This window comes from Streptomyces sp. NPDC001544 (assembly GCF_042894285.1).
Classification (GTDB): Bacteria; Actinomycetota; Actinomycetes; order Streptomycetales; family Streptomycetaceae; genus Streptomyces.
On record NZ_JBIAVN010000009.1, the window covers coordinates 54,069 to 69,632 of the forward strand.

Annotated in this window: 13 protein-coding genes; 9 read left to right on the top strand and 4 right to left on the bottom strand. The window is 72.5% G+C overall.

Translation table 11 applies throughout. From position 1 onward, the window contains the following. Positions 1–2 precede the first annotated feature (2 nt). From pcaG to pcaD, 3 genes are read left to right on the top strand one after another with little or no spacing between them, the layout of a single operon-like run. The gene (pcaG, locus tag ACFY0F_RS22880) at positions 3–608 is read left to right on the top strand and encodes a protocatechuate 3,4-dioxygenase subunit alpha (protein WP_388797220.1); all 606 of its coding nucleotides are present in this window, start codon (positions 3–5) and stop codon (positions 606–608) included. After that, on the top strand, positions 605–1,939 hold the full coding sequence (gene pcaB / locus ACFY0F_RS22885) for a 3-carboxy-cis,cis-muconate cycloisomerase (RefSeq protein ID WP_388797223.1): 1,335 nt from the start codon (positions 605–607) through the stop codon (positions 1,937–1,939). Before pcaG ends, pcaB begins: the two co-directional genes overlap by 4 nt. After that, entirely contained in the window at positions 1,936–3,063 is a 1,128-nt protein-coding gene (gene pcaD / locus ACFY0F_RS22890) for a 3-oxoadipate enol-lactonase (RefSeq protein WP_388797226.1), read from the top strand. Before pcaB ends, pcaD begins: the two co-directional genes overlap by 4 nt. Positions 3,064–3,192: 129 nt before the next feature. Here the strand turns inward: pcaD and ACFY0F_RS22895 are convergent, their stop codons facing one another. After that, a complete protein-coding gene (locus ACFY0F_RS22895) occupies positions 3,193–5,871 on the bottom strand; it encodes an ATP-binding protein (RefSeq protein ID WP_388797229.1) in 2,679 nt (892 codons plus the stop codon). Between the two features lie 370 nt (positions 5,872–6,241). Here ACFY0F_RS22895 and ACFY0F_RS22900 point away from each other — a divergent pair, with 370 nt between their 5' ends. Continuing rightward, positions 6,242–7,270 (top strand): DUF2510 domain-containing protein, encoded by a 1,029-nt coding sequence (locus ACFY0F_RS22900; protein ID WP_388797232.1) that lies wholly within the window; start codon positions 6,242–6,244, stop codon positions 7,268–7,270. Between the two features lie 154 nt (positions 7,271–7,424). Here the strand turns inward: ACFY0F_RS22900 and ACFY0F_RS22905 are convergent, their stop codons facing one another. Beyond that, entirely contained in the window at positions 7,425–8,039 is a 615-nt protein-coding gene (locus tag ACFY0F_RS22905; RefSeq protein ID WP_388797235.1) for a TetR/AcrR family transcriptional regulator, read from the bottom strand. A gap of 197 nt (positions 8,040–8,236) precedes the next feature. Between ACFY0F_RS22905 and ACFY0F_RS22910 the strand changes: the two genes are divergently transcribed. Both ACFY0F_RS22910 and ACFY0F_RS22915 read left to right on the top strand, forming a co-directional pair. Then, positions 8,237–9,043, top strand: a complete 807-nt coding sequence (locus ACFY0F_RS22910) for a phosphatase PAP2 family protein (protein ID WP_388797238.1) — start codon at positions 8,237–8,239, stop codon at positions 9,041–9,043. Beyond that, positions 9,040–9,990: a hypothetical protein gene (locus ACFY0F_RS22915; RefSeq protein ID WP_388797241.1), complete on the top strand. Its 951-nt coding sequence runs from the start codon at positions 9,040–9,042 to the stop codon at positions 9,988–9,990. Before ACFY0F_RS22910 ends, ACFY0F_RS22915 begins: the two co-directional genes overlap by 4 nt. A 131-nt stretch (positions 9,991–10,121) precedes the next feature. On the opposite strand, the gene ACFY0F_RS22920 is transcribed toward ACFY0F_RS22915, so the two are convergent. Next, the gene (locus ACFY0F_RS22920) at positions 10,122–10,955 is read right to left on the bottom strand and encodes a phospholipid scramblase-related protein (RefSeq protein WP_388797243.1); all 834 of its coding nucleotides are present in this window, start codon (positions 10,953–10,955) and stop codon (positions 10,122–10,124) included. Between the two features lie 66 nt (positions 10,956–11,021). Next, positions 11,022–13,076 carry a phosphocholine-specific phospholipase C gene (locus tag ACFY0F_RS22925; RefSeq protein ID WP_388797246.1) on the bottom strand — a complete coding sequence of 685 codons (2,055 nt, stop codon included), beginning with the start codon at positions 13,074–13,076 and terminating at the stop codon, positions 11,022–11,024. A 301-nt stretch (positions 13,077–13,377) separates the two neighbouring features. Between ACFY0F_RS22925 and ACFY0F_RS22930 the strand changes: the two genes are divergently transcribed. From ACFY0F_RS22930 to ACFY0F_RS22940, 3 genes are read left to right on the top strand one after another with little or no spacing between them, the layout of a single operon-like run. Then, on the top strand, positions 13,378–14,445 hold the full coding sequence (locus ACFY0F_RS22930; protein ID WP_388797249.1) for a Rieske 2Fe-2S domain-containing protein: 1,068 nt from the start codon (positions 13,378–13,380) through the stop codon (positions 14,443–14,445). After that, entirely contained in the window at positions 14,442–14,630 is a 189-nt protein-coding gene (locus ACFY0F_RS22935; RefSeq protein ID WP_388797252.1) for a hypothetical protein, read from the top strand. Before ACFY0F_RS22930 ends, ACFY0F_RS22935 begins: the two co-directional genes overlap by 4 nt. Beyond that, positions 14,627–15,562 carry a PDR/VanB family oxidoreductase gene (locus tag ACFY0F_RS22940; RefSeq protein WP_388797255.1) on the top strand — a complete coding sequence of 312 codons (936 nt, stop codon included), beginning with the start codon at positions 14,627–14,629 and terminating at the stop codon, positions 15,560–15,562. The genes ACFY0F_RS22935 and ACFY0F_RS22940 overlap by 4 nt, the downstream gene beginning before the upstream one ends. Positions 15,563–15,564: the final 2 nt, after the last annotated feature.

Below are 15,564 nucleotides of genomic sequence, written 5' to 3' on the forward strand. Positions count from 1 at the left end.
CCATGACGAAGACCGACACCAGCAGGCCGGAGAGTGTGCTGCCCACCCCCTCGCACACCGTGGGCCCCTTCTACGGGTACGCGCTGCCCTTCCGCGGCGGCGAGGAGATCGCGCCCCTCGGGCACCCGGACACGATCACGGTGCACGGCTACATCCTCGACGGTGAGGGCAAGCCGCTGCCCGACGCGTTCGTGGAGCTGTGGGGCGCGGACCCCGACGGCAATGTGCCGACCACCGACGGCTCGATCCGGCGCGACCCGGCCACCGGCGGCTATCTGGGCCGCAACGGCGTGGAGTTCACCGGCTGGGGCCGCTCCCAGACGGACGCCGACGGCCACTGGTACGCGCGCACGCTGCGGCCCGGCCCCCGGGGGCGGAGTGCGCCGTACATCAGCGTGTGCGTGTTCGCGCGCGGGCTCCTGGTGCACCTGTTCACCCGGATCTACCTGCCGGGCGACGAGGCGGCGCACGCCACCGACCCGCTGCTGTCCCGGCTGACGGACGAGCGACGCGCCACGCTGGTCGCCGCCGGCGAGGGCAACGGCACATACCGTTTCGACATCCGCCTTCAGGGCGAAGGCGAGACGGTCTTCCTGGAGTTCCAGTGACTTCCTCCGGCCCCGACGACCCCGGCCTGCTCGCCCCCGGCTGGGCAGGTTCCCCCGCCGCCTCCGCGACCGGCGACACCGCCCATCTACGGGCCCTGCTCGACGCGGAGGCGGCCCTGACCCGCGCCCAGGCCGCGCTGGGCCTCGCCCCTGCCGAGGCCGCGACGGCGGTCACCGAGGCGGCGCGGGCCGACCGCTTCGACGTGCGTTCCCTCGCCGAGCGCGCCCGTGCCGGCGGCAACCCGGTCATCCCCCTGGTGGCCGACCTGACGCAGGCCGTCGGCGAGGAGTACGGCCCCTACGTGCACCGGGGCGCGACCAGCCAGGACATCATGGACACCGCGACGATGCTGGTCTCCTCGCGCACCCTGGAGCTGATCCTCGCCGACCTGGCGCGCGCGGAGCGGGCGCTGGCCGCGCTGGCCGCGGAGCACCGCGGCACACCGATGCCGGGCCGGACGCTGACCCAGCACGCCGTGCCGACGACGTTCGGGCTGAAGGCGGCCGGGTGGCGGTCGCTCGTGCTGGACGCCCGGGACCGGGCGACGGCGGTGCGGAACGCGCTGCCGGTGCAACTCGGCGGCGCCGCCGGGACACTTGCGGCCTTCGCGGCGTACGGCGCCCAGGACCTTGTCGCCCTGCCCGCCGCCTACGCGAGGGAGACCGGCCTGCGCGAGCCCCTGCTGCCCTGGCACACCCTGCGCACGCCGATCGCCGACCTCGCCGGGTGCCTGGCCTTCACGGCCGGGGCGCTGGGCAAGATCGCCGCGGATGTGCTCACGCTGTCCCGCACCGAGATCGGCGAGGTCACCGAGGGGGCCGGCGGCGGTTCCTCGGCCATGCCGCACAAGGCGAACCCGGTACGGGCCACGATGCTGGCGGCCGTCGCCCGGCGGGCACCGCAGCTCGCGGCCACTTTGTACGGGTCGCTGGCCGCCGACGACGAGCGGCCGGCCGGGGCGTGGCACGCCGAGTGGGAGCCGCTGCGGGACCTGCTGCGCATGGTGGGCGGCGCCACCCGGGACCTCGCCGAACTGGCCGACGGGCTGCGGGTCCACCCGGAGGCCATGCGGGAACACCTCGGCCTCACCCACGGGCTGATCGTCTCCGAGCGACTGTCCGCCGAACTGGCCCCGCTCCTCGGCCGGGCCCGTGCGAAGGAGCTGCTCACCGAACTCGCCCGCCGTGCGCACGCCGAGGGCCGCGACCTCGGTGGCCTCCTCGCCGAGCAGCCGGAGCTGAAGGACGCCGACCTCGACGAGCTCACCGACCCCGCCCGTTACACCGGCTCCGCCGAAGCCCTCACCGACCGTGCCCTGGAGCGACGTTGACTGGCGCACTACTCAACTGCCTTGCGGAAGGCCCCGCTTCCGCTCCCCCGCTGCTGCTCGGGCCCTCGCTCGGCACCTCCCACGCCCTGTGGGACGCCCTCGCCCCCGAACTGTCCGTCACCCACCGGGTGGTCCGCTGGGATCTGCCCGGGCACGGAGGTTCGGCGGCCGACCTGATCGGGCCGGGGGCGACCGTCGGCGACCTGGCCGCGCTGGTGCTCGCGCTCGCCGACTCCCTCGGCATCGAGCGGTTCGCGTACGCCGGAGTGTCCCTCGGCGGCGCGGTGGGGCTGCACCTCGCCGTGCACCATCCCGAACGGCTCACGTCCCTCGCCGTGATCTGCTCCTCGGCCCACTTCGGCGGCGAACAGCCGTGGCGGGAGCGGGCCGAGCGGGTCCGCCGGGAAGGCCTCGAGTGGCTGGCCGAGAACGCCGACGCCCGCTGGTTCACGCCCGGTTTCACGGTGCCGCGGCTCGTCGCCGACCACCGCGACGCCGCCCCGGAGGCGTACGCGGCCTGCTGCGACGCGCTGGCCGCCTTCGACCTGCGCGACCGGCTCGCCGACATCGCGGTGCCGGCCCTGCTCGTCGCGGGCCGGCAGGACCCGGCCACTCCGCCCGCCCATCTGCGGGAGATCGCGGACGCGGTGCCCGGGGCCACGCTCGTCGAACTCCCCGGCGCCTCCCACCTGGCGCCCGCCGAGTGCCCCGATGCGGTACTGACCGCCCTGCGCGGCCACTTCGGCGAGGCGGCCGGGCGGGGCATGGCGGTGCGGCGGGAGGTGCTCGGGGACGCGCACGTGGACCGGGCGCAGGCCCGGCAGACCCCGTTCACCGCGCGGTTCCAGGACTTCATCTCGCGCTATGCGTGGGGCGAGATCTGGACCGACCCGACGCTCTCCCGCCGTGAGCGCAGCATGGTCACGCTCACGGCGCTGGTCGCGCACGGCCACTACGAGGAACTCGCGATGCATGTGCGGGCGGCGCGGCGCAACGGGCTCACACCGGAGGAGATCGGTGCGGTGCTGCTGCAGACGGCCGTGTACTGCGGGGTGCCGGCGGCCAACCAGGCGTTCGCCACGGCCCAGCGGGTGCTGGCGGAGGAGGACGGCGCCGCCGGGTGACGTCTGTGTGTGAGAAACGTACGCGCCAAACGTATGCGAGAAACGTATGCGAGAAAACGTATACAAAAGACGTATACGAAGTGGTGTGCGATAGACGCACCCAGAGGCGTATGCAATGTCGTATGCGATCTACCGCAGCCCGCGTCCCGTCTCCAGTACCTCCCGGGCCCGCGCCACCAGTCCGTCCGCGCCGCACGACCGCGCGAGCGCGAGTCCCCGGTTGAGCTCCGCGACGGAACGGGCGGCGATGCCGTACTCGACGCGGGCGGCCGCGTGTTCGTACTGGCAGGGTGAGGCCTCCAGATAGGCGACCGCCTGGGCGGCGAGACGGACCGCGCGCTGGCCCGTCTCGAGTGCGGCGGCGCAGCGCAGGGCCTCGCCGATGGCGGTGTCCGTGCCGAACCGCTCGGCGTCCCGCCGGGCGTCGGTTGCGAGCCGGGCGGCGCGGGCCGGGTCCTCGGTGGCGAGGGCCCGGGCGAGCTCGACGGCCCACGGGACCATCACGGGGTTGTGGTGGCCGCGGGCGGCGGCCGCCTTCTCCGCGGCCTCCAGTTCGTTGACGCCTTCCTTGGTGCGGCCGACGGCGAGCAGCAGCCGGCCTCGTACGGAGCGCGGGTCCGGCAGCACGATGGTGGACGGGTACGGCGGCGCGAAGCCGTACTGTTCGGCGACTTCCCAGGCCTCCCCGGCATGGCCGCGGGCGAGCAGCGTGTCGACCAGGTTGCACGTGGCCGACCAGTACAGGGGCAGACCGCGTCCGACGCGTTCGGCGAGGCGCAGCGACTCCCGCAGGGACGCCTCCGCCTCCCTGAGCCGGCCCCGCCTGCGATGGCCGAGGCCGAGGTAGGCGTGGGCCAGGGCGAGGTGGCCGCCGCTCCAGCCGGCGGTCTCGTAGGCGCGCAGAGCGTCCGTGTAGAGGGCTTCGGCGCGGTCGAGGCGGTCGGTGTACACGTAGGCGTTGGCCAGCATCAGCAGCAGCTCGATGCCCCACTCGGTGTCGGTCCAGCCTAGTCCGGGGGCGAGGCGGCCGTTGACGAGGGCCCGGTCGCACAGTTCGACGACCTCCTCGGCGCTCTCGCCGTGCGTCATGGCGTCGAAGCCGCGCAGGATCAGCAGGGCACGCTCGGAGTTGTCCCGGCCGGTGCAGGTGCGGGCGAGCGCGGCGAGGTTCTCGGAGCGTCCCGGGGTGGCCGCGTCCGATGCGTGGAGTCCCTCCCACATGTAGTGCACGGCCTGGAGCCGCATCTTGGCGGGTCCCGGCTCCTGCCGGGCGGCCTCCGCCTCGACCGTGCGGACGGCCTCCTCCAGCTGGTCGTTGTGGAGCAGGGCCTGGGAGAGGCGGACGACGGCGTCGATGCGTTTGTCGCCGTCGAGTCCCGGCATGGCGAGGGCGGCCTGCAGGTGGTCGATGGTGGTCGCGGGCGCCGTCAGAAGGGTGGCGCAGCCCAGTTCGTACAGTACGTGCGCGTGGACATCGGGCCGGGGCGGTTCCACCAGGGCGCGTTCCAGACAGCGTCGGGCCGCGTCCGGCGCGCCGACGGCAAGATGTTCGCGGGCGGCTTCGCGCAGCTGCTCGACGAGTTCCTCGTCTTCGTCCGGATGCACCTCCAGCAGGTGCCGGGAGGCAGCGGCGGCACCCCGGCCGGTCTCGCTGACGACCTGGGCGGCGATGCCGTGCATCGCGGTGCGCATCGCCGGCGGGATGGAGTTGTACACGGCGGTCGCGATGAGCGGGTGGACGAACTCCAGCTCGCCGTCGTCGACGCGGGCGGCGGCGGGGTCGGGTTCGGTGAGGATGCGGGCGCCCACCAGTTGTTCGGCGCAGCGCCGGGCGTCGTCGTCGCGCATGGTGGCGAGCTGGGCGACCAGCTCGACGGTGATACCGGTGCCGAGGATGGCGGCCGCCCAGGCGACCTTGGTCGCGTCGACGCCGAGGTCCTCCAGGCGGGCGACGATCCCGCCGCCGCGGGCCGAGCGGTTCAGGGCGCGCAGTTCACCGGCGTGGGTCTCGACCGGTTCGAACTCGCCGTCCCGCACCTTGGCGAGGAGTTCGACCGTCTCGTACGGGTTGCCGCCCGTGACGGCCCAGACCTCCCGGCAGAACGGGGCGTCGGCGTGCCGTCCGAGGGTGGCGCGGGTGAGGCCGGCGGTGGCGTCGGGGGTGAGGGCGCTCAGGCTCTTGACGGGGGCGCCCTCGACCACCGCGTCGAGGTGGCGGGCGCTGTCGCCGCTGACCTCGCCGGGCCGGCGGGCCACGACGACCAGCACTGACAGGTCGTCGAGGCGTTCGGTGAACGCGGCGAGCCAGCGCAGGGTCTCCTGGTCGGCCCAGTGCGCGTCGTCGATCAGCAGGACGAGCGGCCACCACCGCCCGGCGAGCCTGCGGACGGCGGCGACCAGTCCGTCGCACACGCCCTGCGGGTCGGCGTGCCCCTCGCCGGGTTCCGCTATGCCGAGGGCGGGACCGGCGATGCCGTACCAGTCGCCGAGGTACTCGCGGGCCTCCTCGGGCAGCAGCGAGACCAGCGCGGGCTGCAGCAGCTGCCGTAACACGTTGAAGGGGACGGACCTCAGTGTCTCGCCGCCGCGGGTGGACCACACGGTGCAGCCGCGCCGTTCGGCGATACGGCGGGTCTCGGCCAGCAGCGCCGTCTTGCCGAGGCCCGCCTCACCGCGGAACACCAGCAGCTTCCCGGAGGACGAACGGTCCGCGCACAGGTCGTCGAGCGCCTGCGTGACGGTGGCGATCTCCGCGTCGCGCTCCCACAGTGGAGCCGAGGCGACCGCAGGGGGCCGTACCTCCGTCATCCCGTTACCTCCCCAGTCGCCCGAACGAAGTACAGATCTCGAGCGTAGCCCTCCCGTCGGCCCACCGGAGGCCGGTCGGGACACCTGTTGCCGTGACGAGTGAACAGCGATGCGGACGGGCGACGTCCACCGGCTCCCACCAGCCACTCCGGGGTGACGCACCGTCAACGGACGGTAAAAGGGAGCCGGTTGCGGAAGGCGCGAGCCGCCGCCCCGGGGACACCGGCCGCAGGAGGGGGGCGGCTGCCGCACCCCGCGTGGCGGGGAGCGGACCGGCGCCGGGCCGGAGCGACCGCGGCCACGGCCGAAGGACCGGGCCGATACCGGGGGCTCTCATCCCTCTTTCACCGACGCCTCATACGGTGGGGGCATGACGCAGGTGACTCCTCCCGGGTGGTACCCCGACCCCGGGCAGACAAGTGACGGTCCCGCCACCGAACGCTGGTGGGACGGCAAGGCATGGACGGAGCAGACCCGTCCCGCCGGGTCGGCCGCCGTATGGGGTCCCCCGACACAGGTACCGCCGACAGGCGCGCAGCCGGCATATCAGGCCTACCCGGCCTATCCCGCCCAGCCGCCGGCCCCTCCCCGGCGCGGACTTCGCACGGGCATAGCCGTCGCGGTGGCGGCCGCGGTACTCACCAGCATCGGGGTCGGCGTGTACGCGCTCTCCGGCGACGGCGGCAGCGGCAGCGACCGGGCCGGCTCGCAGCAGGGTCCCGGCGGCAGGGGCGGGCCCGGCGGCCAGGGCGGCTCCGAGGGCCAGGGCGGGCCGTTCGGCGGCCCGGGCGGCGGATCCGGCAACGGCGGCGACGGCGGTCCGGGCGGCCAGTCGCCCTCGCCGGGCCAGTCCGAGCCTCCGAAGGTCAAGGGCGGCGGTACGGTCAGCGATCCGATCGACGGCATCAGCATGCCCGTGCCGGACGGCTGGACCGGGCAGGCGAGCGAGGCGGGCGCGCAGGTGACCTCGAACGACTCCTACAAGTGCCCCGGCGACACCACCAAGACCTGCACCACCGGTGGCGCCTTCTCGGCACCCGCGCTGCTCCTCGGCGACAAGGGCGAGACGGCCGAGGAGGTCGCCAAGGCGGACATCGCGGCGAACGCCAAGCAGTCCTACGGCGGTACCACCTACGGCAGCATCACCTCCCACAAGGTGCTTGCCTCCGAGGCGGTCACGGTCGCCGGGCAGAAGGGTTACCTGGTGCGCTGGCGGGCGGTCACCAGCAAGGGCGCCGACGGCTACGTGGAGTCGCTCGCCTTCCCCTCCCCCGCCGACCCGAAGCGGATCGTCGTGGTGCGCTTCGGCGTCGACTTCGGGAACCGGACGTCGGTCGTCGACGAGATCACCAAGGGCATCAAGGTGTCGTCGGGCGGCGGCAACGGGCAGAACGTCTGACCCGCCGCCCCCCGGCCGGCACATGAGCCGGCCGGGGGGGTACCCCTCCGCTCCAGAGGAACCCCACCCGGCCGGCGGTGCGCGCCGCCCCCGTCCCCACGGTGCGGCGCGTACAGGTCGCCGTCCGGTCATCCCGTGGACGGCGGCCCGGTTCTCAGGTCAGCCCGAGTGCGGGCAGCACGGCGGCCTCCACGAACCGCAGCAGATAGCCGGAGTCGGCGTACTCGCCGCACAGCACGGGCCGCGCGCGCAGCACGCCGAACATCATCGCGGGCACGTACTCCAGGGCCGGGTGGTCGGCGCGCACCTCTCCCCTCTCGACACCGCGCGCGAGGATCTGCCGGAGCGCGGCGATCTCGGGGTCGATGAGCGTCTCACGCAGTGCCTGCTGCAGTCCGGGGTCCTGCGTGATCGCGTGGCCGAGGGCCTGCATCAGTTGGGCGTCCTTGCCGGACCAGTCCCCCGCGGCGCGCGCGGCCCGGCGCAGGTCCTCGGCGAGCGAGCCGGTGTCGATGCCGGCGAAGCGCCCCTTGCGGTTGGCGCGCAGCGCCGCCGCCACGAACTGGGGCTTGGTCTTCCACTGCCGGTACAGCGTGGACTTGCTGCACCGGGTGCTGGCGGCGATCCCTTCCATGGTGACCGAGTCGTAGCCGCACTCCCGGATCTGTTCGAGCACGGCGTCGAAGAACTCCCGCTCACGCTCGGGCGTGATCTTGGAGCGGCGCGAGGCGGCGACCGTCTCCGGTCCGTCCGCGGCCTGCGACGTCATGTGCTCTTCTCCTCACTCCGGTCCGGATCACGGCGCGGGCCTCCGCTCGCGCACGGCGGTCGGTGAAACCCGCTTCCACTGTGTCCTATGTCAATCGATACGCCAGTGTACCGGTACGCGAGCGTATCGGTACACTGGCGTATCGGTACGGAAACGTATCGATGAGTCAGCAACACCGTCAGTGAAGGGGCCGGGGGATGGATGCCCGTACCGAGCCTGCAGAAGCGGAGTCCGACGCGATAGCGCGACCGCCGCTCGTCCGTGAGCTCCTGCTCGTCGCGGGGCTCTTCCTCGTCTACAAGCTCGGCCGGCAGCTGGCCACCGGTCACACCGGTGAGGCCCTGCGCAACGCCCGCCGCGTCTGGGACCTGGAACGGGCCGTGCACCTTCCGGGCGAGGGCGCCGTGCAGTCCGCACTGCTGCACGGCGACACCCTGGTCCACCTGGCGAACACCTACTACGCGACCGTCCACTTCCCGGCCACCGCCGCTTTCCTGGTCTGGCTGTACCTGCGGCGGCCCGCGCACTACGTCTGGGCCCGCCGGGTCCTGGCCGCGGTCACGGCCGCCGCCCTGGTACTGCCGTTCACGTTCCCGCTCGCCCCGCCGCGCATGCTGGCCGGCACGGGGCTGGTCGACACCGCTCGCGTGTACGGACCTTCTGTATACGGTCCACCGCAGACCGACCACCTCTCCAACCAGTACGCCGCGATGCCGTCGCTGCACTTCGGCTGGGCCCTGATGGTGGCGATCGGTCTGATCGTGGCGACCCGCTCCCGCTGGCGCCTGCTGTGGCTGCTGCACCCCCTCGTGACCCTGCTGGTGATCGTCGGTACGGCGAACCACTACTGGCTCGACGCGATCGTCGCGACGGCCATGCTCGGCGTGGCACTCGCCCTGATCCATCCGCCGCACCGCACGGAGAGTGCGGTGAGCAGGCCCCGACGCGGCCGGCGCGGGCTCGTCTCCCCCAAGGAGCCGGTCCTGGTCGGAGCGGCCCGATGAACGCCGATCTCGCCGCCGTCGCCCTGTCCCTCGTCTCGGCCGTCGCCTACGCCGCGGCCGCCGTCGCCCAGGAACGCCTCGCCTCGCGCGACCTGGGCGCGGGCCTGCTGCGGCTGCTCGGCAGCGGTGCGTGGTGGTCGGCGGTCGGACTGAACGCGGGTGCGGCGCTGCTGCACGTCGTGGCCCTCAAGTACGGTCCGCTGACCGTGGTCCAGCCGCTCGGCGCGCTCACCCTGGTGGCGGCCGTGCCGATGGGCGCGCGGGCCGCCGGGCGACGGGTCAGCCCGGCCGAGTGGCGCGGCACCGCGCTCACACTGCTGGGGCTCGCCGCGCTACTGGTCACCGCGTCGGGTCCGGCACCCGAGCGGGCGCTGAGCCTGGCTCAGGCGCTCGCGGTCGCCGGTGCGACGGCGTCATTGATCGGCGTACTGGCCCGGCCCGGCGCCCGGCCCGGACTGCGGCACGCGACGGCGTCCGGTCTCACCTCGGGCGTGGCGTCCGCGCTCACCCAGACGGTGACGGTGGCGGCGACCGGTCACTCCGGGGCCGGGCCCGGCATCGGAGTGGTCGTGGTCGCGCTGCTCGTCGCCGTGTTCGCAACGGGCGGGCTGCTGCTGTCGCAGACTGCCTACCGGGGCGGCCTGGGCGCCCCGCTGGCAGTGGTGACCCTGGCCAATCCGGTCGCGGCCGCGGTGATCGGGATCAGCCTGCTCGGCCAGGGGCTGCGGGGCGGCGCGGCCGGTGTGCTGCTCGCCCTCGCCGGGGCGGGGCTGGCGTCCTGGGGTGTGGTGCTGCTGACCCGGGTGACACCGGCGGCGGAATCGGCCTTCAAGGCGGAGGAGGACCATCCCGTGGCGGCCGTCCTGGCGCTGAAGCCGGTGACGGCGTCGCTGGAGCCGGCGCTGGTGCCCCGTCGGTCGCGCTCAGGACGCCTGACTCCGCTGTAGGGCTTCGGACACGAAGGCGGCGGCCGGTGTGTACGGGATTCTGTACACACCGGCCGCCGTTGCCTGCCTCTCGCCGACCGTCTCACCGCCGACCGTCTCCTGCATACGGGATTGCATACAGGAGACCGCGGTCAGCCCAGCCCCCGCGAGTCCTGCTTCAGCGCCGTGTCGACGGTCAGGGCCGTCGCCACCACGAGGCTCAGCAGCGGCTCGGGCAGCTGGTAGTGGATCTGCAGGACGTAGTTGTCCGCCGTCGTGAACAGCGTCTTGGCGAGACCTTCCCAGGTCTTGGTGATCCGGGCGACCTCGTTGTCCGCGTGGTCGACGATGGCGAAGTTCCACGCCCGCCAGTTCTCCGCCTTGATGGCACCGACCTTCTGGCCGCCGGCGTTCATCGCGAAGTTGATCTTGCCGATCATGTTCTGCTGGACGATCTCGCCCACCGGTGAGCCGTCCGGGCGCTCCACGATCACCCTGGACTTGAAGATCTTCCCCGGCCGGGTCAGCAGCAGCTGCGGCTGGCCGTAGGCGTCGCGGATCTCCAGCTTGTGCGTCATGAACTGGTCGAGGCTGGAGAGGAGACGGACGACCTTCTTGAGGAAGCTCTGACCGACCTGCACCACCGAGCCGATCTCCCGGCCGTTCTGATCCATGACCTTGTACTCGTTGGTCACCTCGATCAGCTTGGCCTTCTGGTTCACCACCAGCACCGGCTCGGTGAACAGAGTGCCACCGCCGGGGCCGCCGGCGGCGACTCCGGCCTGCTGCTGCACCTGCCGCTGCACCTTGGCGTCACCGGCCGGCTGCTGCGGAAAGACGGCCGCCTGCGGAGCGGCCTGCTGGGCGCCCCGCTGGTCCGGGTTGGTGTGGTCCGTCCACTGCGCACCGTCCCAGTAACGGAGCGTCTGGGGCGCACCGTGCGGATCGGGGTACCAACCTGCAGGAGTGTTCGATTGCGTGGTCACCGGGGCACACTACCCTGAGCTGACCGGTACCTGACCAGTCCCCACGATGCGGTATTCATCGTCCGTTTACTCCGTGACGATCGCCGGGTCGCTGACACCGGGGCGCCCGTTCTCGACATGTCCGGCGAACCGTCGCAGAAACGCCGGATCGGTGTCGCACGTGACGGTGAGGTCGTACCAACGGCGGCTCGCCGACAGGTCCACGGTGAGCCGGACGTGCGCGCCGGAGCGCACGGTCACCGTCCGCGGTCGTCCGCCGTAGCCGTCCGCCAGCTTCAGCCGGGCGGTGCCGGTGCCCCGGTTGGTGAAGGTGAGCTCGACGTCGTCGCCGGTGTGCCGGGCCGTGACCTCGGGCCCGGCGCCCTTGCCGCGGCCCTTGAAGACGCGCAGGAACCCGTTCGGGCCGTGCACGGTCAGGTCGTGGGTGCCGCCGGACTGCGCCGCGTCCCAGGTGCCGGAGACCGACTTGCCGGCCTCGGTGGTGTAGCTCCAGGGGCCGTCGGCGCGGTTGCCGGAGGTGACGAGGAAGGCGGCGCCCGCGTGGGCACCGGAGGCGAAGGTGAGCGTCAGCCTGCCGGTCGCCGTGTCCGCCGAACCGTCCACCAGCGGCGCGTACTTGAGCGGCCGGGTGACCCGGTGCCCGCGCTCCTGCCTGGGCAGCGCCGGTTTCGCGGGCGGGGTCGGCACGTAGTCGGGGTGGCGGTCGTGGTCCGGGGGCCGGTAGCCGTCGGTGTCCGGCAGGGAGACCGGCCGGGTGTCCGTGCGGGAGAAGTCGAACGCCGAGGCCAGGTCGCCGCAGATGGCGCGCCGCCAGGGCGAGATGTTCGGCTCGTGCACACCGAAGCGGCGCTCCATGAACCGGATGATCGAGGTGTGGTCCAGCGTCTCCGAGCAGACGTAACCGCCCTTGCTCCACGGGGAGACGACGAGCATCGGCACCCGCTGTCCCAGTCCGTAGGGCCCGGCGACATGGCTGCCGTCGCCCTTGAACAGGTCGGGTCCGACGTCGACCGTCGAGCCGCCCTGCGCGGCGGAGGCCGGCGGGAAGGGCGGGACCAGGTGGTCGAAGAAGCCGTCGTTCTCGTCGTAGGTGATGAACAGGGCCGTCTTCGCCCACACCTTCGGGTCCGCCGTGAGGGCGTCGAGCACCTGGGCGACGTACCAGGCACCGTAGTTCGCGGGCCAGTTGGGGTGCTCCGTGAAGGCCTCGGGGGCCACGATCCAGGAGATCTGCGGCAGCTTGCCGCCCTTGACGTCGGCCTTGAGCTGGTCGAAGAAGCCCTCGCCCTTGCGGGCGTCGGTGCCGGTGCGGGCCTTGTCGTACAGCGGGTCACCGGGCTTCGCGTCCTGGTACTGCTTGAAGTAGAGCAGCGAGTTGTCGCCGTAGTTGCCGCGGTAGGCGTCCTGGATCCAGCCCCAGGAGCCGCTCGCGTCGAGGCCGTCGCCGACGTCCTGGTAGATCTTCCACGAGACCCCGGCCTTCTCCAGGCGCTCGGGGTAGGTGGTCCAGCTGTAGCCGGCCTCGTCGTTGCCGAGGACCGGGCCGCCGCCCTTGCCGTCGTTGCCGGTGTATCCCGTCCACAGGAAGTAGCGGTTCGGGTCGGTCGAGCCGATGAACGAGCAGTGGTACGCGTCGCAGACGGTGAACGAGTCGGCGAGCGCGTAGTGGAAGGGAATGTCCTCACGCGTCAGGTAGGCCATGGTCGTGGAGCCCTTGGACGGCACCCACTTGTCGTACTTGCCCTGGTCGAAGGCGGCGTGTCCGTCGTTCCAGCCGTGCGGGAGGTCCTGGACGAACGCGAGCCCGAGGTCGTCGGCGTCGGGGTGGAAGGGCAGCAGGTCCTTCGTGCCGTCCGACTGGTACCACACCGGCTTCCCGTCCTGGCGGGTCACCACCGGGCGCGGGTCGCCGAATCCGCGGACACCTCTGAGTGAGCCGAAGTAGTGATCGAAGGAACGGTTCTCCTGCATCAGGACGACGATGTGCTCGACGTCCTCGATCGACCCGGTGCGATGGTTGGCGGGCAGCGCGGCGGCGCGCTCGATGCTGTTGGACAGTGCGGTGAACGCCGAGGTGGCGCCCGCGAGTTGGAGGAATCGACGCCGGTTGACTTCGGGCATGGCTGAGGGACCTCTCATCCTGGCGCACGGGATGGCCGGAACGTGACCAACGGAAGCGCGGTGCGAGTGTTCCAAGGGCACCGAACGTCTGGGAAGGGTGCGGTGGCTGTCATGTGACGGGCGACCGTACGGCGGGCCAAGACCTCACCAAGAAAACCCCGCACGGTGACGCGGACGGTGTCCGCCCGGTCGGTCGACCGCCCCTTGCCGACTGGCGCTTCCGTGAGGCGGAAGCCGTATTGCGGCCCTGTGAAGCCCTTCCCGACGATGCTGCCACGACACAGAGACGGGAGCCGCTGCCATGCCCCACATGACCGCCTTCGCCAGGAACCAGTGGTACGTCGCCGCCTACAGCGATGAGGTCGGCCGGGAGGAGCTGCTGGGACGCACCATCCTCGGCGAGCCGCTCGTCTTCTACCGCACCGAGCAGGAGGGCACGCCGGTCGCCCTGCACGACCGCTGCGTGCACCGCCGCTTCCCGCTGTCCGAGAGCAGGCTGGACGGCGACCGGATCGTGTGCGGCTACCACGGCTTCACCTACGACACCACCGGTACGTGCGTGTACGTGCCGGGGCAGAAGCGCGTCCCGCGCACGGCCCGCGTCGCCTCCTATCCGGTCGTCGAGCAGGACTCGCTGGTGTGGGTGTGGATCGGTGACCCGGCGCTCGCGGACCCGCTGACCATCCCGCGCGCCCGGCACCTCGACGCCCCGGGCTGGGTCACCGTCCGCGGCATGGAGCCGATCGACGCCGACTACGGCCTCCTCGTCGACAACCTCCTCGACCTCTCTCACGAGACGTATCTGCACGGCGGCTACATCGGCACCCCGGAGGTCGCCGAGACACCGATCACGACCGAGGTCGACGAGGGCGCGGGGATCGTGCGGGTCGGCCGGCACATGGACGACGCCGCCTGTCCGCCGTTCTACGCCCGTTCCACCGGCATCGAGGGCCGCATCACCCGCTGGCAGGACATCGAGTACCACGCGCCGTGCCTGTACCTGCTGCACAGCCGCATCGCGCCGGTCGGTGTGCTGCCTCAGGAGGACGGCAGCGACCCGAACGGCTTCCACACCGAGATCACCTACGCGATCACCCCGTCCGCCGAGGGTCACGTGTACGACTTCTGGATGGTCTCCCGGGACTGGGCGGTCGACGACGAGGAGGTCACCGAGTTCCTGCGGGGCAACAACCACACCGTCGTCATGCAGGACGTGGACGCGCTCAACCTGCTGCACAGGACGCTCGGCACCGAGCGGACCGGCTACCAGGAGCTGAGCATCAACATCGACACCGGCGGCCTGGCCGCCCGCCGCATCCTCGCCCGGCTGGTCGAGGAGGGGGACAAGCCCATGGAGAAGGTCCAGTGACGACGCCTGCCCACCCGGCCGCCACCGGTGAGGTCTACCGCATCGACTGGCTGCCGGGCACCGACGTCCTGCACGGCACCTGCCATTGCGGCGCCGAGCACACCGCGCAGGACCCGGTCGCGATGTGGGAGTGGATGCTCGGCCACCCCGAAGACCACCACCCGCCGCAAGGAGCCGGCTCATGAACGTGTACGAGACCGAACTCGTGGTCGACCGGCTGGAGCTTGCCGCCGAGGGCGTCGTGGCCCTGACCCTGCGCCACCCGCTGGGCGAGGAACTGCCCGCCTGGGAGCCGGGCGCCCACGTCGACGTGCTCCTCGGCCCGGACCTGGAGCGGCAGTACTCGCTGTGCGGCGACCCGGACGACCGTGCCGTGTGGCGCATCGCGGTGCTGCGCGAGCCGGACGGGCGGGGCGGATCGGCTTACGTGCACGAGCGGTTGGGGCCGGGCGACAAGGTGCGGGTGCGCGGACCGCGCAACAACTTCCCGCTCCAGTCCGCCGCCCGCTACCGGTTCGTCGCCGGTGGTATCGGCATCACTCCGATCCTGCCGATGCTGGCCGCGGCCGAGGCGGCGGGCGCCGAGTGGACACTGCTGTACGGCGGGCGGGAGCGCCGGTCCATGGCGTTCACCGAGGAGTTGGCCCGCTACGCGGACCGTGTGACCATCGCCCCGCAGGACGAGACGGGGCTGCTCGACCTCGGTCCGGTGCTCGACGGCCTGCCCGACGGCACCCTGGTCTACTGCTGCGGTCCCGGCCCGCTGCTCGACGCGGTCGAGGCGCGGTGCCCGGCCGGAGTGCTGCGCGTGGAGAGGTTCCAGCCGAAGGCGCAACCCGTCGGCGACGACGGCGAGTTCGAGGTGGAGCTGGCCAGAAGCGGTCGTACCCTCACGGTCCCCGCGGGCGTCTCGGTGCTCGACACCGTGCGCGCCGCGGGCGTGGAAGTGCTCTACTCCTGCACCGAGGGCACCTGCGGCACCTGCGAGACGGACGTGCTCGAGGGCACCCCCGAGCACCGCGACTCGGTGCTCAGCGACGAGGAGCGGGCGGCCGGGGACACCATGATGATCTGCGTGTCCCGCTGCCGGGGCGGGAGGCTCGTCCTCGACCTCTGACC

Coding starts and splice junctions, on each gene's coding strand:
- pcaG (WP_388797220.1), top strand. CDS start 3: ATGACGAAGACCGACACCAGCAGGCCGGAGAGTGTGCTGCCCACCCCC.
- ACFY0F_RS22895 (WP_388797229.1), bottom strand. CDS start 5,871: ATGACGGAGGTACGGCCCCCTGCGGTCGCCTCGGCTCCACTGTGGGAG.
- ACFY0F_RS22900 (WP_388797232.1), top strand. CDS start 6,242: ATGACGCAGGTGACTCCTCCCGGGTGGTACCCCGACCCCGGGCAGACA.
- ACFY0F_RS22905 (WP_388797235.1), bottom strand. CDS start 8,039: ATGACGTCGCAGGCCGCGGACGGACCGGAGACGGTCGCCGCCTCGCGC.
- ACFY0F_RS22910 (WP_388797238.1), top strand. CDS start 8,237: ATGGATGCCCGTACCGAGCCTGCAGAAGCGGAGTCCGACGCGATAGCG.
- ACFY0F_RS22915 (WP_388797241.1), top strand. CDS start 9,040: ATGAACGCCGATCTCGCCGCCGTCGCCCTGTCCCTCGTCTCGGCCGTC.
- ACFY0F_RS22925 (WP_388797246.1), bottom strand. CDS start 13,076: ATGCCCGAAGTCAACCGGCGTCGATTCCTCCAACTCGCGGGCGCCACC.
- ACFY0F_RS22930 (WP_388797249.1), top strand. CDS start 13,378: ATGCCCCACATGACCGCCTTCGCCAGGAACCAGTGGTACGTCGCCGCC.
- ACFY0F_RS22940 (WP_388797255.1), top strand. CDS start 14,627: ATGAACGTGTACGAGACCGAACTCGTGGTCGACCGGCTGGAGCTTGCC.